General features: G+C 48.6%; 20 protein-coding genes. 11 read left to right on the top strand and 9 right to left on the bottom strand.

Going from position 1 to position 20,057, the window contains the following annotated elements; translation table 11 throughout:
* Positions 1–17: 17 nt before the first annotated feature.
* The 5 genes from F566_RS37210 to F566_RS0130075 form a co-directional block, all read right to left on the bottom strand.
* On the bottom strand, positions 18–188 hold the full coding sequence (locus tag F566_RS37210) for a hypothetical protein (protein ID WP_020410777.1): 171 nt from the start codon (positions 186–188) through the stop codon (positions 18–20).
* Between the two features lie 9 nt (positions 189–197).
* Positions 198–1,139, bottom strand: a complete 942-nt coding sequence (locus F566_RS0130090) for a hypothetical protein (protein ID WP_020410776.1) — start codon at positions 1,137–1,139, stop codon at positions 198–200.
* A 195-nt stretch (positions 1,140–1,334) separates the two neighbouring features.
* Positions 1,335–2,630, bottom strand: a complete 1,296-nt coding sequence (locus F566_RS0130085; protein WP_281169130.1) for an RtcB family protein — start codon at positions 2,628–2,630, stop codon at positions 1,335–1,337.
* Positions 2,631–3,003: 373 nt separating this feature from the next.
* On the bottom strand, positions 3,004–3,624 hold the full coding sequence (locus F566_RS0130080) for a LysE family translocator (RefSeq protein WP_020410774.1): 621 nt from the start codon (positions 3,622–3,624) through the stop codon (positions 3,004–3,006).
* Positions 3,625–3,664: 40 nt separating this feature from the next.
* Complete coding sequence (locus F566_RS0130075; protein ID WP_020410773.1) at positions 3,665–4,090, bottom strand: DUF2000 domain-containing protein; 426 nt, start codon at positions 4,088–4,090, stop codon at positions 3,665–3,667.
* A gap of 122 nt (positions 4,091–4,212) precedes the next feature.
* On the opposite strand from F566_RS0130075, the gene F566_RS0130070 reads away from it, so the two are divergent.
* Positions 4,213–5,121 carry a LysR family transcriptional regulator gene (locus tag F566_RS0130070; RefSeq protein ID WP_020410772.1) on the top strand — a complete coding sequence of 303 codons (909 nt, stop codon included), beginning with the start codon at positions 4,213–4,215 and terminating at the stop codon, positions 5,119–5,121.
* Here F566_RS0130070 and F566_RS0130065 read toward each other — a convergent pair.
* Positions 5,112–6,047, bottom strand: a complete 936-nt coding sequence (locus F566_RS0130065; RefSeq protein WP_020410771.1) for an alpha/beta fold hydrolase — start codon at positions 6,045–6,047, stop codon at positions 5,112–5,114. The genes F566_RS0130070 and F566_RS0130065 overlap by 10 nt on opposite strands.
* Positions 6,048–6,310: 263 nt before the next feature.
* Here F566_RS0130065 and F566_RS0130060 point away from each other — a divergent pair, with 263 nt between their 5' ends.
* On the top strand, positions 6,311–6,598 hold the full coding sequence (locus F566_RS0130060; protein ID WP_157497222.1) for a hypothetical protein: 288 nt from the start codon (positions 6,311–6,313) through the stop codon (positions 6,596–6,598).
* 99 nt (positions 6,599–6,697) lie between these two features.
* Here the strand turns inward: F566_RS0130060 and F566_RS0130055 are convergent, their stop codons facing one another.
* Positions 6,698–7,399 (bottom strand): PspA/IM30 family protein, encoded by a 702-nt coding sequence (locus tag F566_RS0130055; RefSeq protein ID WP_020410769.1) that lies wholly within the window; start codon positions 7,397–7,399, stop codon positions 6,698–6,700.
* Between the two features lie 31 nt (positions 7,400–7,430).
* A complete protein-coding gene (locus F566_RS0130050) occupies positions 7,431–7,703 on the bottom strand; it encodes a YiaA/YiaB family inner membrane protein (protein ID WP_020410768.1) in 273 nt (90 codons plus the stop codon).
* A gap of 266 nt (positions 7,704–7,969) precedes the next feature.
* Between F566_RS0130050 and F566_RS0130045 the strand changes: the two genes are divergently transcribed.
* The gene (locus F566_RS0130045; protein ID WP_020410767.1) at positions 7,970–9,022 is read left to right on the top strand and encodes an efflux RND transporter periplasmic adaptor subunit; all 1,053 of its coding nucleotides are present in this window, start codon (positions 7,970–7,972) and stop codon (positions 9,020–9,022) included.
* Between the two features lie 181 nt (positions 9,023–9,203).
* On the top strand, positions 9,204–12,293 hold the full coding sequence (locus tag F566_RS0130040) for an efflux RND transporter permease subunit (RefSeq protein WP_020410766.1): 3,090 nt from the start codon (positions 9,204–9,206) through the stop codon (positions 12,291–12,293).
* 49 nt (positions 12,294–12,342) lie between these two features.
* On the opposite strand, the gene F566_RS0130035 is transcribed toward F566_RS0130040, so the two are convergent.
* The gene (locus tag F566_RS0130035; protein WP_020410765.1) at positions 12,343–12,948 is read right to left on the bottom strand and encodes a GDSL-type esterase/lipase family protein; all 606 of its coding nucleotides are present in this window, start codon (positions 12,946–12,948) and stop codon (positions 12,343–12,345) included.
* A 372-nt stretch (positions 12,949–13,320) separates the two neighbouring features.
* Here F566_RS0130035 and F566_RS0130030 point away from each other — a divergent pair, with 372 nt between their 5' ends.
* The 7 genes from F566_RS0130030 to F566_RS0130000 all read left to right on the top strand — a co-directional run bounded on the left by F566_RS0130030 (position 13,321) and on the right by F566_RS0130000 (position 19,982).
* Positions 13,321–14,301 carry a TRAP transporter substrate-binding protein gene (locus F566_RS0130030; protein WP_020410764.1) on the top strand — a complete coding sequence of 327 codons (981 nt, stop codon included), beginning with the start codon at positions 13,321–13,323 and terminating at the stop codon, positions 14,299–14,301.
* A gap of 207 nt (positions 14,302–14,508) precedes the next feature.
* On the top strand, positions 14,509–15,084 hold the full coding sequence (locus F566_RS0130025) for a TRAP transporter small permease (protein WP_020410763.1): 576 nt from the start codon (positions 14,509–14,511) through the stop codon (positions 15,082–15,084).
* A complete protein-coding gene (locus F566_RS0130020) occupies positions 15,081–16,481 on the top strand; it encodes a TRAP transporter large permease (protein ID WP_020410762.1) in 1,401 nt (466 codons plus the stop codon). Before F566_RS0130025 ends, F566_RS0130020 begins: the two co-directional genes overlap by 4 nt.
* A 327-nt stretch (positions 16,482–16,808) precedes the next feature.
* Positions 16,809–17,291: an FKBP-type peptidyl-prolyl cis-trans isomerase gene (locus F566_RS0130015; RefSeq protein ID WP_020410761.1), complete on the top strand. Its 483-nt coding sequence runs from the start codon at positions 16,809–16,811 to the stop codon at positions 17,289–17,291.
* 24 nt (positions 17,292–17,315) lie between these two features.
* On the top strand, positions 17,316–18,035 hold the full coding sequence (locus F566_RS34575) for a DUF1499 domain-containing protein (RefSeq protein WP_020410760.1): 720 nt from the start codon (positions 17,316–17,318) through the stop codon (positions 18,033–18,035).
* Between the two features lie 153 nt (positions 18,036–18,188).
* Positions 18,189–19,094 carry an MBL fold metallo-hydrolase gene (locus F566_RS0130005; protein ID WP_157497220.1) on the top strand — a complete coding sequence of 302 codons (906 nt, stop codon included), beginning with the start codon at positions 18,189–18,191 and terminating at the stop codon, positions 19,092–19,094.
* A 60-nt stretch (positions 19,095–19,154) separates the two neighbouring features.
* Positions 19,155–19,982 carry a LysR family transcriptional regulator gene (locus F566_RS0130000; protein ID WP_020410758.1) on the top strand — a complete coding sequence of 276 codons (828 nt, stop codon included), beginning with the start codon at positions 19,155–19,157 and terminating at the stop codon, positions 19,980–19,982.
* Positions 19,983–20,057: the final 75 nt, after the last annotated feature.

Here is a 20,057-nt window from a genome sequence, read left to right as displayed (position 1 = left end):
AAGACAGAAAAGAAAGACTATGCAGCCTGAAGGCCAAAGGAGCAGTCCCGGGACATTGCCCGGGCCTGCTCCTTTAATTGACGTTTGTCTTTAGCGCGCTTGGCGCTATTTGATTTTTGGTGAACACCACCTTTGCGCATGATCGGATTACATGCATGAGGATTACGTTTTTTCACCTGGTTCGCCATATGTATCTCCTATAGATTTAATACAAACCACTTTTTACATTTCAGTTTCTTCCACATTCTCTTCACCTCCCGGTGGGTAGTGACATACTGTGGACCCTGCTCTGTTTCCTTGAAACAGAACTTTTTTGGCAGATCGGTATACAAAGACCTGGGAGGTCCACGATGACCGATATGCTTTAGCGCCTTGCCGGTTTCATAGTTGTGATAAAAGATTGTACGAAACCCCAGTTCATCACGTATTAAACCGATCGCAGCAGTCAGCATTGCTTCCGCCCATTGCTCACTGTGACGGGCCAATACCATTTCGTAGTACCGACACATTTTTCCCACCTCAAACTCATCACTCCATAAGCTGAAGGTCTTCTTCTTTTCCCTGCGAGCTTCTGTGGCATCCTTAAATGCATCTCTGGCTTCCCTGATCCAGTCAGTCTGAATTTCCTCGATCAAGGCCACACCTTCGTCAAAGTCCAGATCGATTCTGGCCCAAGCCAGCGTATTCCGCTTACCCCGGTGAACGGGATGACTATAAAATTCAAAATGATCAAAGTCTTTTCCCAAAAGACATCGGTACTCATGATCATGTTCATTACTGAAATTCAGTTGCAGCACCAGATTCCATCCAGGCACTGACGTCTGATTCCAGCGATAGTTATTCATCCCTCCCCAGCGCCCGACTGTCAGCACGTAAGGTGTTGAGTTTTCCGGCCACAATGCTGCAAATTCATCTGCCAACACAGGGCGATTTCCTGCCCGGCTGACTAAGGGACTGCACACCGACTTTTGCACCAGTTTTGAGAAACGCGAGCGTTTCAATTCTGCCACTGTTCTGGAACCATTTTGTTCCAGCTCTTTTTGTAGAAGATAAGGTGCATAGCGGTCCTTGAAATACCAGAATAAGGTCCGCTCCTTAGGAAGGCCGTCTATCACCTCCCTGACTGTATCGAGTTCCATAACGATCTCTCAAACGCTGTTTTTCAACATCAGTTTCATCACGAATTTTGTTGCCTATCCACTTAGGAAAGGCGTTATTTACCAAATACATGGAATAGCTCCTGTAACGATGTTATTCATTGCTATGGTTTATAGCGGTTATACACTTTCGAAGAAGTGCAGCAGCTTATTTCGATCAATTCAAATATCACTTCATCACCCCTTCACACATAACACTTGTTTCAATTGATGTACTACTTCCACCAGATCACTTTGATGCTCCATCACCTGATCGATATCTTTGTAGGCACTGGGTATTTCATCCAGAACCCCTTTATCCTTACGACATTCAACGCCTCGGGTCTGAGTCTCCAGATCCTGCCGAGAGAACCTTTGCACTGCTGCCGAACGGCTCATTTTGCGTCCTGCGCCATGAGAACAGGAACAGAACGACTCCGGATTTCCTTTGCCCCGGACAATATAGGACTTTGCTCCCATACTGCCTGGAATAATGCCAAGCTGCCCTTCTCTTGCGCTGATTGCACCTTTTCGGGTGACATACACATCAGCCCCATAGTGATGCTCCTTCTGCACATAATTATGATGGCAGTTGATCGCTTCACAGGTCAGCGTAAATTCCGGCAGGAACGGTTGAATTGATCGTAAAACCAGATTCAGCATTTCCTGCCGATTCACCCGAGCATATTCCTGCGCCCAATTGACCGCTTCAACGTAGTCGTAAAAGTGGTCACTTCCTTCCTGGAAGTAAGACAAATCTTTGTCCGGCAGATTTATTTGATTCCTCGCCACATCTTTTCGGGCAAGCTCAATAAAGAAGCGCCCTATAGCATTGCCGATTCCTCGACTCCCTGAGTGCAACATGACCCACACATCCTTGCTTTGGTCTATACACAGCTCAATAAAATGGTTTCCACTTCCCAGTGTTCCCAGTTGTCGTAGCCAGGTTTCTCTCGGCCGGCGTAGCATCTTGTTCAGCTTGCTGTGTTTCTCCAACAGTAAATCAATACCACTGGCCAGTTCCTTGCTGGCAGCATGGCGGGCTGATATCACCTTATGGGAAGCATTCCCCACAGGAACAGCTCTCTCTATCGCCAACCGTAACGGTTTCAGGTTATCTGGTAGCTGACTGCTTTTTAGCGACAACCGAACCGCATTCATACCGCAACCAATATCCACACCGACAGCCGCAGGAATGATGGCACCTCGAGTTGGAATCACCGAGCCCACTGTTGCACCGATACCCGCATGCACATCTGGCATCGCCGCAATATGCGAGTGGATAATGGATAACTGAGACAGGTTTTTGAGCTGCGCCAGCGCTTTATAGTCCACATCGGCCGTGTAGATTTTGACAGGACGGGCTCCCCCGTCCTGAGACTTATTTAATTCAATATAGACAGGCATACATTCTTTCCTTGCCACAATCATGACCTGATTTTTTGATGGCCGAACACCATCCGGACCTATCGTCAGATCTGATTCAATAGTCAAAATATCGCCTGGAGCGATATTCTAGAGCCTGCTTCGAGAAGGGATTCGATTAACCGAATAACGATTGGAAAATAAAAAACCCTGGCGGATTACTCGGCCAGGGTTTCTTTTGGGATTCCTGACTCGAAAGGCTCTTGTTTGGCCTTCCAAGTCGAGACACTTGAAAGGCGTTTAGCTGAAATAGTTAACTTGTTGAACTAAAAACACTTTCAAATGCCTCCTTGATAAATCTTATGGGTGACGATTGTCACTGTGAATAGAAATAATGGCCGCCTATGATATGGATCGTTATTGAGAAAGCAACCTTTTCTTTAAATCAATCTCTTATAAGGTGACTTGTTTTAATAATAGCCCCCGAAATCTCCAGCGTCATCTAGCGCTCCATTCCAGCCGCCGCCAGACCACAGCCGACCAATAATATCCCCGATCCCTTCTGGACCAGTGACTGCCCTCTTTGGCTGTTCAGAAATGACCTCACTGAGCGAGCCAGAAGCGCATACATCAATAAAATGATAAATACGATCAGCAAGAATACCGGGCCTAATTGCAGCAATTGAGACCAGACAGGTAGGCTTTGATCAAGAAATTGAGGAAAAAATGCAATAAAAAAACCAATGATTTTCGGGTTCAGCATCGTCGTGGCAAATCCTTGCACAAAGCTTCCTTTCATTAGCGTTGTGTCAAGCTCATCGGAGACGCTCTCACTACCACCTTTGATACTGTGACGGGAAAGTAATTGTCTGACTCCCAGATACACCAGATAGCCGACGCCACACCACTTCACCACAGTGAACATAAGGGCTGAGGAATATAACAATGCACCAATACCGGACAATGTTAATATCAGCAACAAGGCATCCGCGACAACAACACCACATGAAGCCAGGACGCCTGCACGAATCCCTTTCTGGAGGGCATTCATCATCACAATCAACATTGAAGGCCCCGGCATCAGGGTAATGAGAATCGATGCCACAATAAAACCGCTCCACATACTGCCATCCTCCCAGGCAATGCCTCAAAGTCTCGTTCAATTACCGTAAAAGCCCGAGATTCCCGGTAAAACGGTTTACTAGCTTTTTATTGCCAAATAAAGCCAATCCCAGGTATTCGACATCTGCAGATGCTGTTTGCTGCAATCTTTCCTGATATTCCTGATTACTTCGGGTTCTTAAAGTATCACGCGTCAAGTCGACGACCAGCAGCTCCGGTTCATGTTCACGTGTGGCGGCCCGGATTTCGTTTAACAGTTTTCCGCTGCCTTTGAGAATAGGCATCGCCAGCGTCGTAATTCCGGTATGAAACAGGCCATCATTGTCCGACATATCCGGCCCGATCAGCTCCGGTTTTTGTTGCCCCAACGTCAGCGAAAGAACGGCTGCGGTATTCGCCATTATGCCGACCGGTAACGACTGATCAACGACAATCGCCCACTTAAACTCAGGTGTATTTTCCGACATCTGGACCTCTTACCAATAATTATTTGCTTGATGGTGAGTAGTCTAAACAGGAATTTATAAGTTGATGATATAGAACTTTTGAATTTTACTGTTCCATATTATCGAACAATAGAAACACGAATATGATTGATGACCTGAGAGCCATGGCCGTTTTCGCCAGAACCGTAGAATACGGCTCCTTTCGCCGGGCAGCCCGAGAACTGCAACTTTCCCCTTCAGTGGTCAGCCACCATATCTCACAACTGGAGAAACGGCTGGGAGTCGCACTGCTTTATCGTTCAACTCGACAACTGACTCTTACTGATCCTGGACAAAGACTTTTTATTTCATCCAAACAAATGCTGGAAGCTGCTCAGTCGGGTTTAAACGATCTGCAAGTATCACAGGAAGAAGTGTCGGGAACATTAAAGCTTACTCTCCCCTTTATGCTGGCAAGGCATTCCATCACAGGGTATATCGCGGCTTTTGCCAGTCAGTATCCCAAAGTCAGTCTGAACCTGAATTACAGCGATCATCCACAAAACCTGATCAAGGAAGGGATAGACCTGGCTGTTCGAATTGGTCCACTAAAGGACAGCTCTCTTAAATCCAAAAAACTGTTCGATATGACACGCGTACTCGTTGCCTCAGAAAAATACATCGATAGCCGGGCCTCACCGAAGCAACCTGAAGACCTGAATGATTGGGAGTGGATTGGCCTGGCCACACGAAGCGGTAAAAAAGAATTACAACACCCGAAAAAGAAGAAACCTGTAAATATTGATATAACGCCAAGAATAACCGCTGACAGCATGGATGCGGTCTACCAGTTATGTCTGTCTGGTCTTGGGTTGTGCACCCCGCCCGAGTTTATGGTGAAACAGGCTTTAGGACAGGGGGTTCTGAAGACCGTTCTGGCACCATGGCACCCAACGTCACTTGGGGTATATGCTGTCTGGCCACCAAATGCTGGTTATAACCAACTTGTCACAAGTCTGATCCGTTTTTTGTCGGACCAACAGCACTTATCTTCTTATGAGTGTCAGGACTGACTGGAATGCTTCATATGAGAAGTAATTTTGTGCGCCAGTTTGGATAACAGAGGCAAAGGCAGGTCGTGCCCCCAGCCAGGAATAATATCGAGCACAGCATGGGGAATATTATCCTTCAGCCAATGGGCCGCCTTCGGCTTGACCAAAGGATCAGCACTTCCATGCAGAATCAGAGAAGGCGACTGAATATTTCTGGAGTAATCCTCTATGCTGCCAGTTGCCATGATGGCACGCATTTGCCGGACAACGCCCATAGGCCTGTAACTCCGCTGAAAGTCTCTCGCGATTCGCTGGAGGACCCGATCTCTGGGTGTAGGGAATCCAGGGCTCTTAACGGTTTCCCAGAAAGCTATCCCCCTCTTCAGCGCAGATTTCTGGTCATGACCACGCACGCCACCACCATTAATTCTCCACAGCGTATTAAGGTCAGGAGATGGTAGTTTGGGATGATTATTTGACGTCATTAACAGCGAGAGACTTTTTACAGAAATATCCGCATGATTCTCAACGAGTTGCGCAATCATTCCCCCCATGGAGATCCCAAGAACATGAGCTTCCGTGATGTCCAGTGCCTTTAACAAGGCCACCGCATCGGCCGCCATATCATGCAATAAATAGGGCGCGTCAATCTCAAGCCCTATCTTGGTGCGCAAGTAGGCAATCGGTGCTGGAACCTTCATATGGAAGTCCAGCTCTTCGGATTTACCAATATCACGATTATCAAACCGTATAATGCGATACCCTTCCTCCAACATCGGCTCCAGGAGTTCCGGTGGCCATGCCGTCATCTGAGTCCCCAGACCCATAATCATCAACAAAGGCTCACCCGAGGGATCTCCCATTTCTTCATAACAAAGCTCAATGCCGTTGGCGGTCAGGAACTTTTCTTCAGGTCGATAGAATGGATGGGAATAAGGCGTGGGCATCTGTCATTGGTTCTCCATGAAAGCCGGCAGACTTTAGCAAAGTTGTTGTGCCAAACAAAGCCTATAGAAAAGCACTTAAAGTGCAATCGGCCAACACCTTCGGTCTTAGACACGTCCATTCTCTAAAAAATTCCGTATATCTTTATGAATAATATTTAACCAACCTGATGGCAACTATTTAGCGTAAGAGAAGTCATACGAGGTGTAAGTTGTTCGTATGAAAGGTACGGATGATTGAGCACAAGCCTAAGGAGGTCGACAAAATGAACGTGAAACAAAATTTAGTTGTAGCTGCTTCTCTGATTTTTGCTGCTGGAGCTGGAATCGCCAATGCTGAGAATGGTCAATTCAGCGTTGCCAATCAGCACAGCGAGTCTCAAGTCTATCTGTTACAAGGGGAAGAATTGGCTCAATACTACATTGAGCAAGGCGAAGCCACTGCCGCTGGTCCAGCGATGGATCAAACCAGAATGACTCGTCAGGAAAAGTTTGCCAATGACGGATTGACAGCAGCAGAACGTAAACGGATGGAAGTTGGCAACGATAACTAAGCGTCAGCCAATTCGGTTTCCGTTTGCACATTAATATATCAGGCCAGGGGAAATCATGAAAAACGCGCCAAACATGGCGCGTTTCTGGTTTAGGTCCCGCTATTTTTTTTCACTGCCTTCACGCTTCTGACGAATACGGGCAAGTACAGAATCTGCTGCTTTTTCAGAACTAATTCCCGCCTGCTGCAACTTACTGTCCAGAGTATTGTCAGAAAACTCGTCACCCAGGATCTGCATGGCTTCCTGATAATCCTCAAACTCAGATTGCCGGCTTCGAATCCGGTCCAAAGAATCCTGCATATCCATAATGCGCGCACCCAAAGAATTCGCTTTAGAGCTCAGAGCAGAAGTTGCTTTCTGTGAGCTTTGTGTTGCCTGAACAAGACGCAGTTCACGACGATAGTGCTGAATATGATTACCTGCCGCATTCAACGATTTACGAAGCTTTTTCTCGTGATCTTCAAGCTGCTGCAACGCCTTCTGCTCTCTTTCGCTGGTTTTTTCCTGCTCCGATATCCACTCTGCCAACTCTCTTGCGAGACTCTCAAGGCCTTTATCCAAAGCGACTCCAGCTTGCTCCTCCCGCTCCCTGATTGATGAAATCCTCTGCTCATGGAGCCGTTGTAACCGGATTTTCTCTGCCATCACTTTTGCCAAATCATGTTTTGCCAGAGTCATGGCATTCTCACAGTCATAGATTTCCTGTTCAAAAATCCGGATCGCATTGGCATCCACAACTTTCTCCGCCCCCTCACGAGCAGCCCCACGAAAAGCGGTTGTGATCTTTTGCATGACGTACATATTCACCTCTCCTGACATTCCATTTACAAAATCAGTCCGCATATTCCCGCAGAATCTGATTGGTTTTGGCTTCGCTCAGTCTGTGTAACAGGCGCTGCGCTTCATGTTCATCACGCATGGTTTTGGAAAGCGTGATGGTAGAACTCACCAGAAATAATGTACTGATTCCAAAGTATCCCTTAACCAGAAGATCTGTCGGCATGAGGAAAATGCCCGCACCGACCGCCACCAGTGCCACAACAAAGGAGGCCTTGACGTAAAACAGCCAACCTTTGGAATTACTCTGCAATTCATCAATCGACATTTCATTTTCTCCCTTTGAGTTATAGGCCCTTCTCACAACAGGACCCTTTGCTTGTCGCAAACTATCGACTGAGAACGACAAAAATAAAACCCAGACAGAGAAAGCCGCGCAAAAACCAACCACAAGCATCGTAATTTAATACTTACTCGCCCAAAAACGAGAAACATAAGAGTAAGTTTTCTTTAGCTCGATCCAATGTTGACACCGCATATACTCACTGAATACAATGTTTACACCTATTACTTAGCATCCTCCGGGGACTGCTCATGAACGCTTTAAAAGATCTGGATATACATTGGAAACTGTTTGCCCTGTGGCTCTTGCTGTTCGCACCGGTTTTCATCGCCAACGCCCAGGAAGCTCCTGTCTATACAGAAACCGTGACAGTTGAAAAAGTTCAGCGCGAGATCGATACCAGCGGACTTCTGGTGAACCCGTCTGAGCAGTCACTTGCGTTCAAGACACCCGGTATTGTCTCCAGTATTTACGTCCGCGAGGGCCAGTCGGTAAGAAAGGGAGAAGTGCTTGCTGAGCTTGATAAAGAGGAAATTGAGGCCCAGCTTGAGCAGGCGCAATCCTTACATCTGGACGCTGAAAGAACCCTGGAAAGAGTCCAGAAGCTCTATAAGAGCAAAGTGGTATCCCTGGACCAGTTGCAAAGCGCAGAAACCGGCCTGGAGGTTGCCAACTCCAAACTTCGGATAGCCAGATTCAATTACAAACACGCCACCATTAAGGCGCCAGGAAATGGCCGTATTCTCCGTAAATTAATTGAACCCAATGAGCAGGTGAATGCTCAGGTCAGAGCTTTCATATTTGCCAATGACGATGCCGGCTGGGTAATCCGTGTGGGCCTCAATGATCGCGATATTGTCCGAATCAAGGAAGGTGATCTCGCCAGGATCAAGGTGGATGCTTACCCAGAGCAAGTATTTGAAGGCTCGGTATATGAAACCGCCGCCAAAGCATCCAACGGAACAGGTACCTTTGAGGTGGAGATCCGGGTGAATCCGAGCACAACCCGTTTGCTCTCCGGTATGGTCAGCCGCGTGACTCTCACGCCTTCAGATTATGAAGAGCTGGTATTGATCCCACTAAGCGCCATTATTTCCGCAACCGGTTCCTCGGCTGAAGTGTTCACGCTGGACTCCCAGAACAGGGCTCATCTTACCTCGGTGATTATGCGAGACTTTTCGCACTCCCATGTCGCCACTCTGTCCGGCCTGAAAGCTGGAGATACGATTGTGACCAGGGGCGCAACCGGTGTCGTCGAGGGGCGCAAAGTTCTTCCGGTGGGAGAGATTGCCTCTCTGCAATAACGTAAAAGTGTTATCTGAGTCCATTGGACATGAGGCCTTGGTGCGTATGAGACTGATCGCTCTGCGCACCACCTTTTTTAATGCCTTTTATAGATACCAACCTGTTTATACAGACATTCTCAAAGCCCTAAAACCACGACCTAACGTCTGAAAACTGAAACCTACACGGGAGAGTCACGGGATGCGTTTGCCCGAACTTGCAATTCGTAATCATGCTTTTTCCTGGGTCGCGGCCTTGTTGCTCATCGGCCTGGGTGTGGTTTCGTTCATTACCATGCCCCGATCTGAAGACCCCCAATTCGACTTCCCCACCACACTGACCACCATTCTGTATCCAGGGACCAATCCTGTGGATATGGAACGTTTGGTTGTTGACCCGATAGAGGATGCCGTTAACGAACTGGAAGACCTGAAGTCTATACAGACGGAAATTCAGGACGGCCTGGCGCTGGTTCGGATTGAGTTTTTGTATGGTAGCGACCCAGAGGACAAATACGAGGACGTTATCGGAGCTCTGCAGAGTGTGCGCGGTGATCTGCCTGATGACCTAAGCACATTAACCACTCAGAAGCTGTCACCAACTGATGTGGTGATCATGCAGGTCGCCCTGACATCAGCAACCGCTACCTCGGAAGAATTCAAATATTACGCCGAGCAACTGGAAACTCGTCTGGAAAGAGTCGGCGGCGTAAAACGTGTCGATATTAAGGCAGTACAGGATCTAGAAATCCAAGTAAAAGCGGACTGGGTTCGACTACAACAACAGGGAATCTCACTGGATGAACTGGCTGCCGCGGTGGGAAAAGCCGCCTCAAATCTTCCGGGGGGGTACGTCAATACGCAGGACCGCCGTTTCAGTGTTCGCAGCAGTGGTGACTACAAAGATATAGAAACACTCCGCAGAACCGTTGTCAGAGCTGCCGACGACCGCGTAGTCTACGTCGGGGACCTGGCAGATGTTCACCTGGGTGAATCCACTCCCACCTATAAAGCACGATTTCAGGGAACACCAGCTGTATTTTTAGCCGTTGTTCAACGTAAAGGCAGCAATATTTTCGATATTACCAAAGGCCTGAACAACGTCCTCGAAGACTATCAGAAACGTTTACCTGATAACGTTGGCCTGGAAGTTGTGCATGATCAGAGTACCAGTGTCGAAGAGCGAATCAACGGGTTCTTCAGCAACCTATGGCAGGGATTGATTTTGGTAGGCTTTGTTGTTTTGGTCGTATTGGGTTTTCGAGCATCCATGGTGATTGTTCTGGCCATTCCTTTTTCCATTGCTATCGGATTGGGCTGGGTGGATATGGCCGGTTTCGGTTTACAACAGATGTCCATTGTCGGCCTGGTGATTGCCCTTGGGTTATTGGTCGATAATGCCATTGTGGTCACAGAAAATGTTGAACGCTATCTCCGGCAGGGCCTGTCACGGGAGGATGCTGCCATCAAGGGCACTCAACAGGTCGGATGGACGGTTGTTAGTGGTACCTTCACCACGGTTCTGGCTTTTGTACCCATTCTGATGATGCAAAGTGGTTCCGGAACCTTTATCCGTTCCATGCCGGTGACGGTGACCTTGACTTTAATCGCCTCACTTCTGATAGCCCTAAGCATCACACCTTTGCTTGCGAGCCGCTTCCTGAAACATGGCACTTCTGCGAAACAGCCCGGCAGAGTCCTTGTCTGGACTGAAGGTTTTTCAGCGGGTCCATACCGACGCGCTTTGGGGTGGTCACTGAGACATCCGGTTGTCGTTCTTATTATTGCACTGATGGTCTTTATCGGTACTGTCAGCCTGTTTCCCAAGGTCGGTGTCAGTCTGTTTCCCAAGGCTGAAAAATCCATGATTCTGGTAGATATTGAAACACCTGAAGGCAGTACTTTTGGCTTTACCCAGAGTATTGCACACCAACTGGAACAGGATCTTCTGCAACAGGATCTGGTAGAGAGCATTGCCACCAACGTTGGTAAAAGTAATCCACGGGTTTACTACAACACCATGGATAGCAAACAGCAGCCCAACTATGCGCAACTGCTGGTTCAACTGGGCCAACATCCCTATCCGGAAATCGAGGCCTGGGTGACAACACAGCGCCAGCGTTTCCAGGCATTTGCCGATGCCACCGTCAGATTCAAAGAGTTTAACCAGGGGCCTCCTCTCAGAGCACCGATCACCATGCGCATTGTCGGTGACAATATTGATGCACTCCGAAAATCTGCCCAGGACGTCGTCGACATCATTGAGAATACCGAAGGTAGCGTGAACGTCGACACTCCAATCAGCCGTCACAAAGTAGACCTTCGTGTCGATATTCAACGTGATAAGGCCGCTTTGTATCAGGTTAGCCTGGATACCATTGACAGAACCATACGTGGTGGATTAATCGGACTCAACGTGGGTACACTTCGAGATGAGCAGGGTGAAGACTACCCCATCATGGTCTCCACTAGATCTGGCTGGGAACCTGAACTGGAACAGTTTGATGCGATGGTTGTACCTAACGTCAGAGGTGACCTGATCCCCCTGAAACAACTAGCAGATATTCAGCTTGAAACAGCGATCCCTAAGTTTCAGCACTACAACATGGAGCGTATGGCCCGGGTGACCGCTGATGTACTCCCCGGTTACCAGACGGAACTTGTCACCAACGCGATCATTGAACAACTGGACAACTACCCATGGCCCGAGGGCGTGACCTATACCGTGGGTGGAGAGCAGGAAAACCGCAAGGAATCCTTTGGAGGGATGGCCAAAGCGCTGATTATTGCCGTGGTAGGAATTTTCGCAGTCCTGATGATGCAGTTCCGCTCATTCCGGCAGCCTATGGTCATATTCGCCGCTTTGCCGTTTGCGCTGGTGGGTGCCATCCTGGCTCTGTTCCTGACCGGTAACACCTTTTCATTCACGGCCTTTATCGGCCTCACATCGTTAGTGGGAATCGTGGTGAACAACTCCATAATTCTGGTGGACTATGCCAATCAACTTCGCGATGAAGGAATGAATGTGCTGGAGGCGATGACGGAATCCGGCAGGACCCGTTTACTTCCTATCATATTGACTTCTCTTACAACCATCGGCGGCTTACTACCACTGACTTTAACCGGCTCTTCCATGTGGGCGCCATTGGGCTGGGTTATTATCGGCGGATTGGCAGTATCGACTCTATTAACACTGTTTGTGGTTCCTGTTCTGTATCGATTATTTGAAGGAAAAGGAGAAAAAGCAACGAGTCCATATCAGGAGACAGAACCTGCTGCCGTGTCAAACTAAACGGAGACAAACAATTCATACCAAGCCGGCACATTGCCGGCCTGGTTTCCTACAAAGCCCCAAGATCAGTCAATTTTTCATAAATTGCCGTAGCCATGGCTTGATAGCCCTCAGCATTAAAGTGAATCGCATCAGATTTCATTGATGAATCCCGCATCAATTTCGCCACGACCTTATTCTCCGAGGCGACTTCCAGTTCTTCCTCCAGCTCAAGATAGAATTCAGCCGTCCCGGGTATCAGCCCAAACTCAGGAACTCCCACCAATAAGACCTGAGCCCCGTGATCACGAATCATCGCGATCATTTTCTTAAGATTGGCTTTGGCCGTTTGTTTGTTTCCGCGCTTCAGAATATCGTTGCCGCCCAGCTCAAGAATGACCAGATCAGGCTGATGTTCAACCAGTGCTTTCGGCAATCTGAGCAGCCCCTCACTGGTGGTTTCTCCGGGCACGCCACTTCTTACTACCTCACGACCAGTCAAATTGGCGAGCAACCTGGGATAGCTATGCTCTGCAGAAACGCCAGTGCCATAGGTCAGGCTATCCCCAAACGCCAGAATTGTGCCTCCCAATGGAATACGAGTCAGCTCAGGCGCTCCACCACAGCCCACGAGCAACACCAGAATCACTACAAAACTATTTGTCCACCGTTTCAATTTAGGTCACTCCTGGAAACTTCATCCTGCCAGTTTAAACCACTGTGAACGAACGACCGTAACAAATCGTGAAGCAGTTAGCACAAGGGTGCGGATTTCCGCCCATCTGGAAGTTGTGCGTGGGTGGAAATCCGCACAAATGTTTTCATGCAGTCTTCCCGGTGAAACGCAACATGATGTTTTTAAAGGACTATTCCCTCCGTTAAAAGTTGGCCCACGGGTTGCTAACAATTAATCAGGTCGCACACAGCCCGGTTGAAAATATGACTCATGAGCTCATAGCCAGTCTCAAAAATTGATGCCAGGCCTAAGGTGATTCACACAAGAAAATTTTTGACTTGAATAAAACAACAACGACGAGAGGAAAATCCTATGCGTTTTAAAAGTCTTATCATGGCCGCTATCGGTACCTGTCTTTCCGTGTCCGCCATGGCAGCTCCGGTGACCATCAAAGTCTCTCACGTGGTGGCAGAGAACACCCCGAAAGGCCAAATGGCCATGAAGTTCAAAGAACTTGTAGAATCCCGTTTGCCAGGAAAAGTTGAAGTCAAAGTTTTCCCCAACTCTCAGCTGTTCGGCGACGATAACGTTCTGGAAGCCATGCTTTTGGGTGACGTGCAGCTAGCAGCACCGTCTTTATCCAAATTCGACAACTACACGAAAAAACTGCAGATTTTCGACCTGCCATTCCTGTTCAAAGACATGGCGGCGGTTGAAAGCTTCCAGAACAGTGACTCCGGACAGAAGCTGCTGGACTCTCTGGAGAAAAAAGGATTGGTCGGATTAGGCTACCTTCACAACGGCCTGAAGCAATTGTCTGCCAACGCGCCGATTGCCACTCCTGAGGACACTTCCGGCAAGAAATTCCGGATTCAAACATCAGATGTTCTGGCGGCTCAATTCGAAGCTGTTGATGCTGTACCAGTGAAGAAACCTTTCTCAGAAGTATTCACCCTGCTGCAAACCAAAGCAATCGACGGCCAGGAAAACACTTGGTCCAACATCTACTCCAAAAAATTCTTTGAAGTACAGGATTACATCACCGAATCCAACCACGGTCTGCTCGACTACCTGGTGGTCACTTCCAAAGAGTTCTGGATGACTCTGGACGCAGATACCCGCAAGGTCGTTAAAACCAGTCTTGATGAAGCCATTGCTCACGGCAACAAAATTGCCGCAGAGAAAGCCGAGAGCGACAAGCAAGCCATCATTGCTTCTGGCCGCACCAAAGTGACCGCGCTGTCTGATGAAGAACGCAAGGCTTGGGTAAAGGTCATGAAGCCTGTATGGAAACAGTTTGAAAAAGAAATCGGTGCAGATCTGATCGAAGCAGCCGAAGCCTCCAACCAGTGATAACCAACAACCGGTCAATGATTGGCAATAGCCAACAATAGCCGGCTCGGCTGTAAAGAAATTTTCCTTTGCAGCCACCAACCATCCTGTGGGGCCTATACTTCCTGTTATCAGGGTAAGCGTAGTCCCCACTGTTTTTAACAACCCGGATACATTCCGACAACCACACATACCTGGGTTCCGATAATGACAAAAAAGGGTCTCACTATGCTGGGTCAAGTCATCAATCGCCTCGAGGAAAGCGTTCTGTGCGTATTGCTCGTGGCTATGACACTTCTGGTATTTTTTGAAACGCTACTACGCTTCGGTTTCAACACCGGACTACTTTGGGCAGAAGAAGCCACTCTCTATCTCGGTGCCTGGATGGTACTGTTTGGCGCCTCCTACGGTGTCAAAGTCAATGCTCATATCGGTGTGGACGCGTTCGTTAAATTATTACCCGATGGCCCTCGCCGGGGTGCCGGCATTATCGCAGTCACAGGCTGTTTGATTTACTGCTGCATATTCACTTATGGCGCATGGGTTTACCTCAGCAAGATGCACATGATCAGCATCGAACTGAACGACATTCCAATTGAAAAGTGGATAGCGCAAAGCATTCTGTTGATCGGCTTTGTGTTACTCCTGATCAGATTCCTGCAGTTGCTCTGGAAAATCATCAAAAACGAATCCCAAGGATTCGAGTTTATCGATGAAGCAAAAGAGAGCATGCATTTGGCGGAAGAACTGAAAGATGACGCCTCTACCGATGCTAAATCAACAACTTCAGGAGATCGTTCATGACTACCGCCGTACTCTTTCTACTCCTTCTTATCTGCATGCTTCTGGGCATGCCGATCGCGGTAGCATTGGGTCTATCCAGTGTTGTCACGATCATGTTTTTCTCAAGCGATTCATTGGCTTCAATCGCTCTCAAATTATTTGAAGCGACCTCCGCTCATTACACGCTTCTGGCAATCCCTTTCTTCATATTGTCCTCAGCGTTTCTCTCGACAGGAGGTGTCGCAAGACGTCTGATTGATTTTGCCGTTAACAGCGTCGGCCATATTCGGGGTGGGCTGGCGATGGCATCCGTTCTGGCCTGTATGCTGTTTGCAGCTGTTTCAGGCTCCTCGCCAGCAACGGTGGCAGCCATCGGTACCATCGTTATTGCCGGAATGGTGCGTGCGGGTTACCCACAAAGTTTCGCGGCAGGCGTTATTGCCAATGCGGGGACGCTGGGCATACTGATTCCTCCATCGATTGTAATGCTGGTATATGCCGCTGCAACCGAAGTGTCTGCCGCCAGAATGTTCATGGCCGGGCTGATACCGGGCATCATGATGGGTGGACTTTTAATGGTGGCAATCTATATTGTGGCCAGAATCAAGAAACTGCCTGCTCAGCCGTTTCCCGGTATCAAACCTCTGGCTAAATCCGCCATGATTGCCATGGGTGGTTTGATGCTGATCGTCATTGTTCTCGGCTCCATCTATGGCGGTATTGCCAGCCCAACGGAAGCGGCGGCAGTGGCAGCAGTTTATGCTTTCCTGATTGCCGTCATCGGGTATCGGGACATTGGCCCGATGAAGGGGGTTCCCTGGCGTAAGCAAGGTGAAAGCCTGGGAGCGGCCAGCATACGTAATACCTTCCAAATGGCCGGTGCTATCCCCCGCTCATTTGTAAACAAGGAGGTTTCTCATGTCGTTCTGGATGCCGCCAAGGTCAGCCTGATGCTTCTGTTCATCATCGCTAACGCTATGCTGTTTGCCCACGTACTGACCACCGAACGTATTCCACACGCGATTGCTGAAACTATTATTCAGTGGGGCCTGCCCGCATGGGGGTTCCTGATTGTCGTCAACCTGTTACTGCTGGCTGCCGGTAATTTCATGGAGCCTTCTGCCATTCTATTGATTATGGCTCCGATTCTGTTCCCGATTGCCACCCAGCTTGGTATTGACCCGATTCATCTGGGCATAATCATGGTGGTCAACATGGAAATCGGAATGCTGACACCGCCAGTCGGTCTCAATCTCTTTGTGACCGCAGGAATCACCAACCGATCGATCGGCTGGGTCATCAAGGCCGTTCTGCCATGGATGCTGCTGTTGCTGCTGTTCCTGATCATGATTACTTACATCCCGCAGATTTCACTCTTCCTGCCGGAGTTCATCGATCAGCTACAGGGATACAATTAACCAGCAACCGAATAGACCCTCAGTAGTTATCACTGTGCAACGTACCCTCGCCTTATCACTGTATGACATATAGTTCCTAAGGTGATTCGGGGCAGGCTTCCCAGCTGCCCCTTTTTTATTTGTCTTTTTTACCCCATCCCTTGAGATACGTGTTTAACCTCTCTAGACTGGGCACTATGGCTAATCGTTCCTCCTTCAGTTGTCACTCCAACCGTGTTTCGACCCAGGTCCGATTAATCTGTTGATCAACATTGCCTCAGCCACTGGGTCTGAGGTGGCAAGTTACACGCACCACTTTATACGTGCACAATAATTAAGGTGACATTTATGTCCGATTCCCAAGCCCGGGTAGTAAGCATTCACTACACTTTGACAAACGATCAGGGCGAAGTCCTGGATAGCTCAGTTGGAGGCGATCCGCTGAATTACCTGGAAGGCGCACAGAACATTATTCCCGGACTGGAAAATGCATTGAAGCCAATGGCTCAGGGCGAAAAAACCAAAGTATCCGTCGAGCCTGGCGAAGCATACGGAGAACACTCTCCTGAGCTGGTTCAGGAAGTACCTTTGGATGCTTTCCAGGGCGTTGAGAAAGTTGAAGCTGGCATGCAGTTCCATGCCCAGACAGAATCCGGCCCACGCGTTATTGTGGTTAAGGACGTGTCAGGCGAAACCGCAACTATCGATGCCAACCACCCTCTGGCTGGCCAGACTCTTCACTTTGAAGTGGAAGTGATCGAAACTCGTGACGCCACCTCTGAAGAGCTTGATCACGGCCACGTGCACGGCCCCGGCGGGCATGAGCACTAATCAGCCCTAGGTGAACTAACACCTATGGACAGACCTGATTCGACAGGAAGTATTCATCTCTACACAACCATTGGGAGCTACGTCATTATCGTGCTCTCAATTGTTCTCATACGAGAGGAACTTCTTAACTTCCGTATCGGGTTTGTCCTTTTGTTGCTGGGCGCTCTGGTCAGTATTGTTTCAGCGCTGGTTTCACTCAGGTGTCTTTTAAATGGGCGCTGTCGCTCAAACGGAAGTACCAGTCTCAATTGGATCAATCTGGCACTAGGAGCCGTTCCCTTCGCCATATTACTGACCAAGATCATTGCTGCCAGCCAGTATCCCATTCTTCACGATGTGACGACTGACAACGTCAACCCTCCCCCCCTGTCTACCGCGATGCTTCTCAGAGAAGCTACAGACCACACAACAGCCTATGATCCCTCCATTTGGTCTTTACAGGAGCAGGCATATCCACAGATTGAGCCTTTGATGAGTTCATTACCTGTACCGGAAGTGGCACAGAGGGTGAGAGGATTCATGCAGGAAAACGATTGGAAAATCGTATCTTCCGCCCAGGAAAATCATCTCATTGAAGCTATCGTGACATCTCCAATGTTCAAATTCAAAGACGATATTGTGGTCCGCCTGACGGAAGAGGCAGATGGAACCCGAGTGGACGTTCGCTCAGCCTCTCGTGTAGGTAAAAGTGATCTGGGCGCAAATGCTGCACGAGTCTCGGCTCTGCTGAATCACCTTCGCTAGCAGACAGACCTGAACCGAGAAGCCTGAACGACTCGCTTCCTCAAATCATCCAAACCATAATAATTTTATTGATTAACGGCATAAACTCTATATTTTATTTATAGATAGATCTTCCATAACCTGATGGCATCATACTTTGGCAATCAGGAGTACATGATGCGTAACCCCCTAAAGGTCTATTGGCTGGCATTCTACCTGCTGTTCTCATTCTGGGCAGAAGCTGGCCCGGCCACTTCAACGGTCAGATTCAGTTTTATTGAAACCAGCCAATCCAAGGGAGCGCAAGAGGCCATGGTGGTTAAAGGGGGCAGTTGGTGGACAAGACGCCACCTGACTCACGGAGCCGTATTAATAGAGCATCCTCAGGGAACACTGCTCTACGATACCGGACTCGGCACACAGGTCGATGAACAATTTGCCGGTAACTCCTGGCTCGCGAAGCAGCTGTTTGCTTTTACGCATCCACGACCGCTCATAACTCAGTTGCAGGAAAATCATTATCCCGTGCAAAACATTGACGCAATTATTCCGTCCCACCTGCATTGGGACCACGCCAGTGGACTGGTGGACTTTCCTGGCATCCCTATCTGGGTTCAGCCATCGGAGCTGGAATCCGCCAGAAGCGGTGAAATGCCTTCATTCCTGCAATCACAAATCAACTCAGACACTCTCAATTGGCATACCATGGAGCTGCCTGAAAATCCTTTTTTGAACTTCACCAGAAGCCTGGATATCTTTCATGATGGAAGTGTGGTCCTTGTCGATTTATCCGGGCATACCGCGGCACAGGTTGGACTTTTCCTGAAACTATCAGAGGCAGAACAATATCTCTTTATTGGGGATACCACCTGGACCCTGGAAGGGGTGATCAACAACAAGCCTCGTCCCGGCATGCTCAAAATTGTTGTCGAGGTTGAAGATAATCAAAGTCTGGCAGACCAACGCATCGCCCAGGTTCATGAACTCTATAAAACCTATCCGGAACTGGTCATTGTGCCTGCACATGATGAAAGAGTGGCTGCCGATTTACCCCATTTTCCGGAATTCAGTCAGCCATGATCTACTGTCTATTCCATCACCGGACTTTCAGGAACGACCATCGACTTTTCAGGAATGACTATGGATCTTAGATCTTTACGCTATTTTGTTGCAGCCGTCGAGGAAAGCAGTATTACCGCAGCTGCTGAACAATGTCACGTCGCACAACCTTCCATCTCCCTGGCAATCAATAAATTAGAAGGGGAGCTGGATACCCGGTTACTGCACCGAGGCAAAAAAGGCGTACAACCAACACCGGCGGGACGAGAGTTCTATCTGAAAGCACAAAGGCTACTCGCGGAAAGTGAGGGTATCGTGCGATATTTTCGGCAGAGGCAACCATTACGCACACTCTCCCTGCAACTCAATATCACCCTGAGTCTGCCAAGAATGCGTACTTTGTTGAGGCGCCTGGAGCCATTGCGACATGAATATCAACTCGAAATCAGCCGCGCTAATCCCGACGCTGAGATCATTATTACCAGACAGGACGAACTGCCAGAGAACTACCGCTTTCGTCCGATCTGGGAAGATGAATACTGCCTGTTGCTACCCCTGGATCATCCATTAGCGACAAAAGAAACAATCGAAATATCTGATCTACAACACCTTCCCATTGTTGAACGGACCTTTTGCGAACGCTCACATTTATGGGAGGATTTTATCGCCAGTTACCAACTTAACCCCCGGATTACAGCACAAACTGATTCAGAAGAATGGGCACTTGCATTAGTGGAAACGGGTATCGGCGCCTGTATCGCGCCGGCTCCGGACAGTCCCCATGAATATCAAATAAAAACCTGCCCCCTGTCTGCAGTAAAAGGCCTGCCCATAGTGACCCGCTGTGTCGGAATTGCCTGGAGCCCAATGATTGCACCGGCTATACAGGATCTGCTTGATAGTCCATGAGAAAAATCGGGTAGTCGATCAAAAAAACTGTCTATTTGTAATTGTGATCAATCATCCGCTCCGGCCCGCTTCGCG

The organism is Hahella ganghwensis DSM 17046, from assembly GCF_000376785.1.
GTDB lineage: Bacteria > Pseudomonadota > Gammaproteobacteria > Pseudomonadales > Oleiphilaceae > Hahella > Hahella ganghwensis.
Note: the sequence above shows the minus strand (reverse complement) of the source record. Positions and strands in the feature narration are given on the sequence as shown.

Coding starts and splice junctions, on each gene's coding strand:
- F566_RS37210 (WP_020410777.1), bottom strand. CDS start 188: ATGGCGAACCAGGTGAAAAAACGTAATCCTCATGCATGTAATCCGATC.
- F566_RS0130090 (WP_020410776.1), bottom strand. CDS start 1,139: ATGGAACTCGATACAGTCAGGGAGGTGATAGACGGCCTTCCTAAGGAG.
- F566_RS0130080 (WP_020410774.1), bottom strand. CDS start 3,624: ATGTGGAGCGGTTTTATTGTGGCATCGATTCTCATTACCCTGATGCCG.
- F566_RS0130075 (WP_020410773.1), bottom strand. CDS start 4,090: ATGTCGGAAAATACACCTGAGTTTAAGTGGGCGATTGTCGTTGATCAG.
- F566_RS0130070 (WP_020410772.1), top strand. CDS start 4,213: ATGATTGATGACCTGAGAGCCATGGCCGTTTTCGCCAGAACCGTAGAA.
- F566_RS0130065 (WP_020410771.1), bottom strand. CDS start 6,047: ATGCCCACGCCTTATTCCCATCCATTCTATCGACCTGAAGAAAAGTTC.
- F566_RS0130060 (WP_157497222.1), top strand. CDS start 6,311: ATGAACGTGAAACAAAATTTAGTTGTAGCTGCTTCTCTGATTTTTGCT.
- F566_RS0130055 (WP_020410769.1), bottom strand. CDS start 7,399: ATGTACGTCATGCAAAAGATCACAACCGCTTTTCGTGGGGCTGCTCGT.
- F566_RS0130050 (WP_020410768.1), bottom strand. CDS start 7,703: ATGTCGATTGATGAATTGCAGAGTAATTCCAAAGGTTGGCTGTTTTAC.
- F566_RS0130045 (WP_020410767.1), top strand. CDS start 7,970: ATGAACGCTTTAAAAGATCTGGATATACATTGGAAACTGTTTGCCCTG.
- F566_RS0130040 (WP_020410766.1), top strand. CDS start 9,204: ATGCGTTTGCCCGAACTTGCAATTCGTAATCATGCTTTTTCCTGGGTC.
- F566_RS0130030 (WP_020410764.1), top strand. CDS start 13,321: ATGCGTTTTAAAAGTCTTATCATGGCCGCTATCGGTACCTGTCTTTCC.
- F566_RS0130025 (WP_020410763.1), top strand. CDS start 14,509: ATGCTGGGTCAAGTCATCAATCGCCTCGAGGAAAGCGTTCTGTGCGTA.
- F566_RS0130020 (WP_020410762.1), top strand. CDS start 15,081: ATGACTACCGCCGTACTCTTTCTACTCCTTCTTATCTGCATGCTTCTG.
- F566_RS0130015 (WP_020410761.1), top strand. CDS start 16,809: ATGTCCGATTCCCAAGCCCGGGTAGTAAGCATTCACTACACTTTGACA.
- F566_RS34575 (WP_020410760.1), top strand. CDS start 17,316: ATGGACAGACCTGATTCGACAGGAAGTATTCATCTCTACACAACCATT.
- F566_RS0130005 (WP_157497220.1), top strand. CDS start 18,189: ATGATGCGTAACCCCCTAAAGGTCTATTGGCTGGCATTCTACCTGCTG.
- F566_RS0130000 (WP_020410758.1), top strand. CDS start 19,155: ATGGATCTTAGATCTTTACGCTATTTTGTTGCAGCCGTCGAGGAAAGC.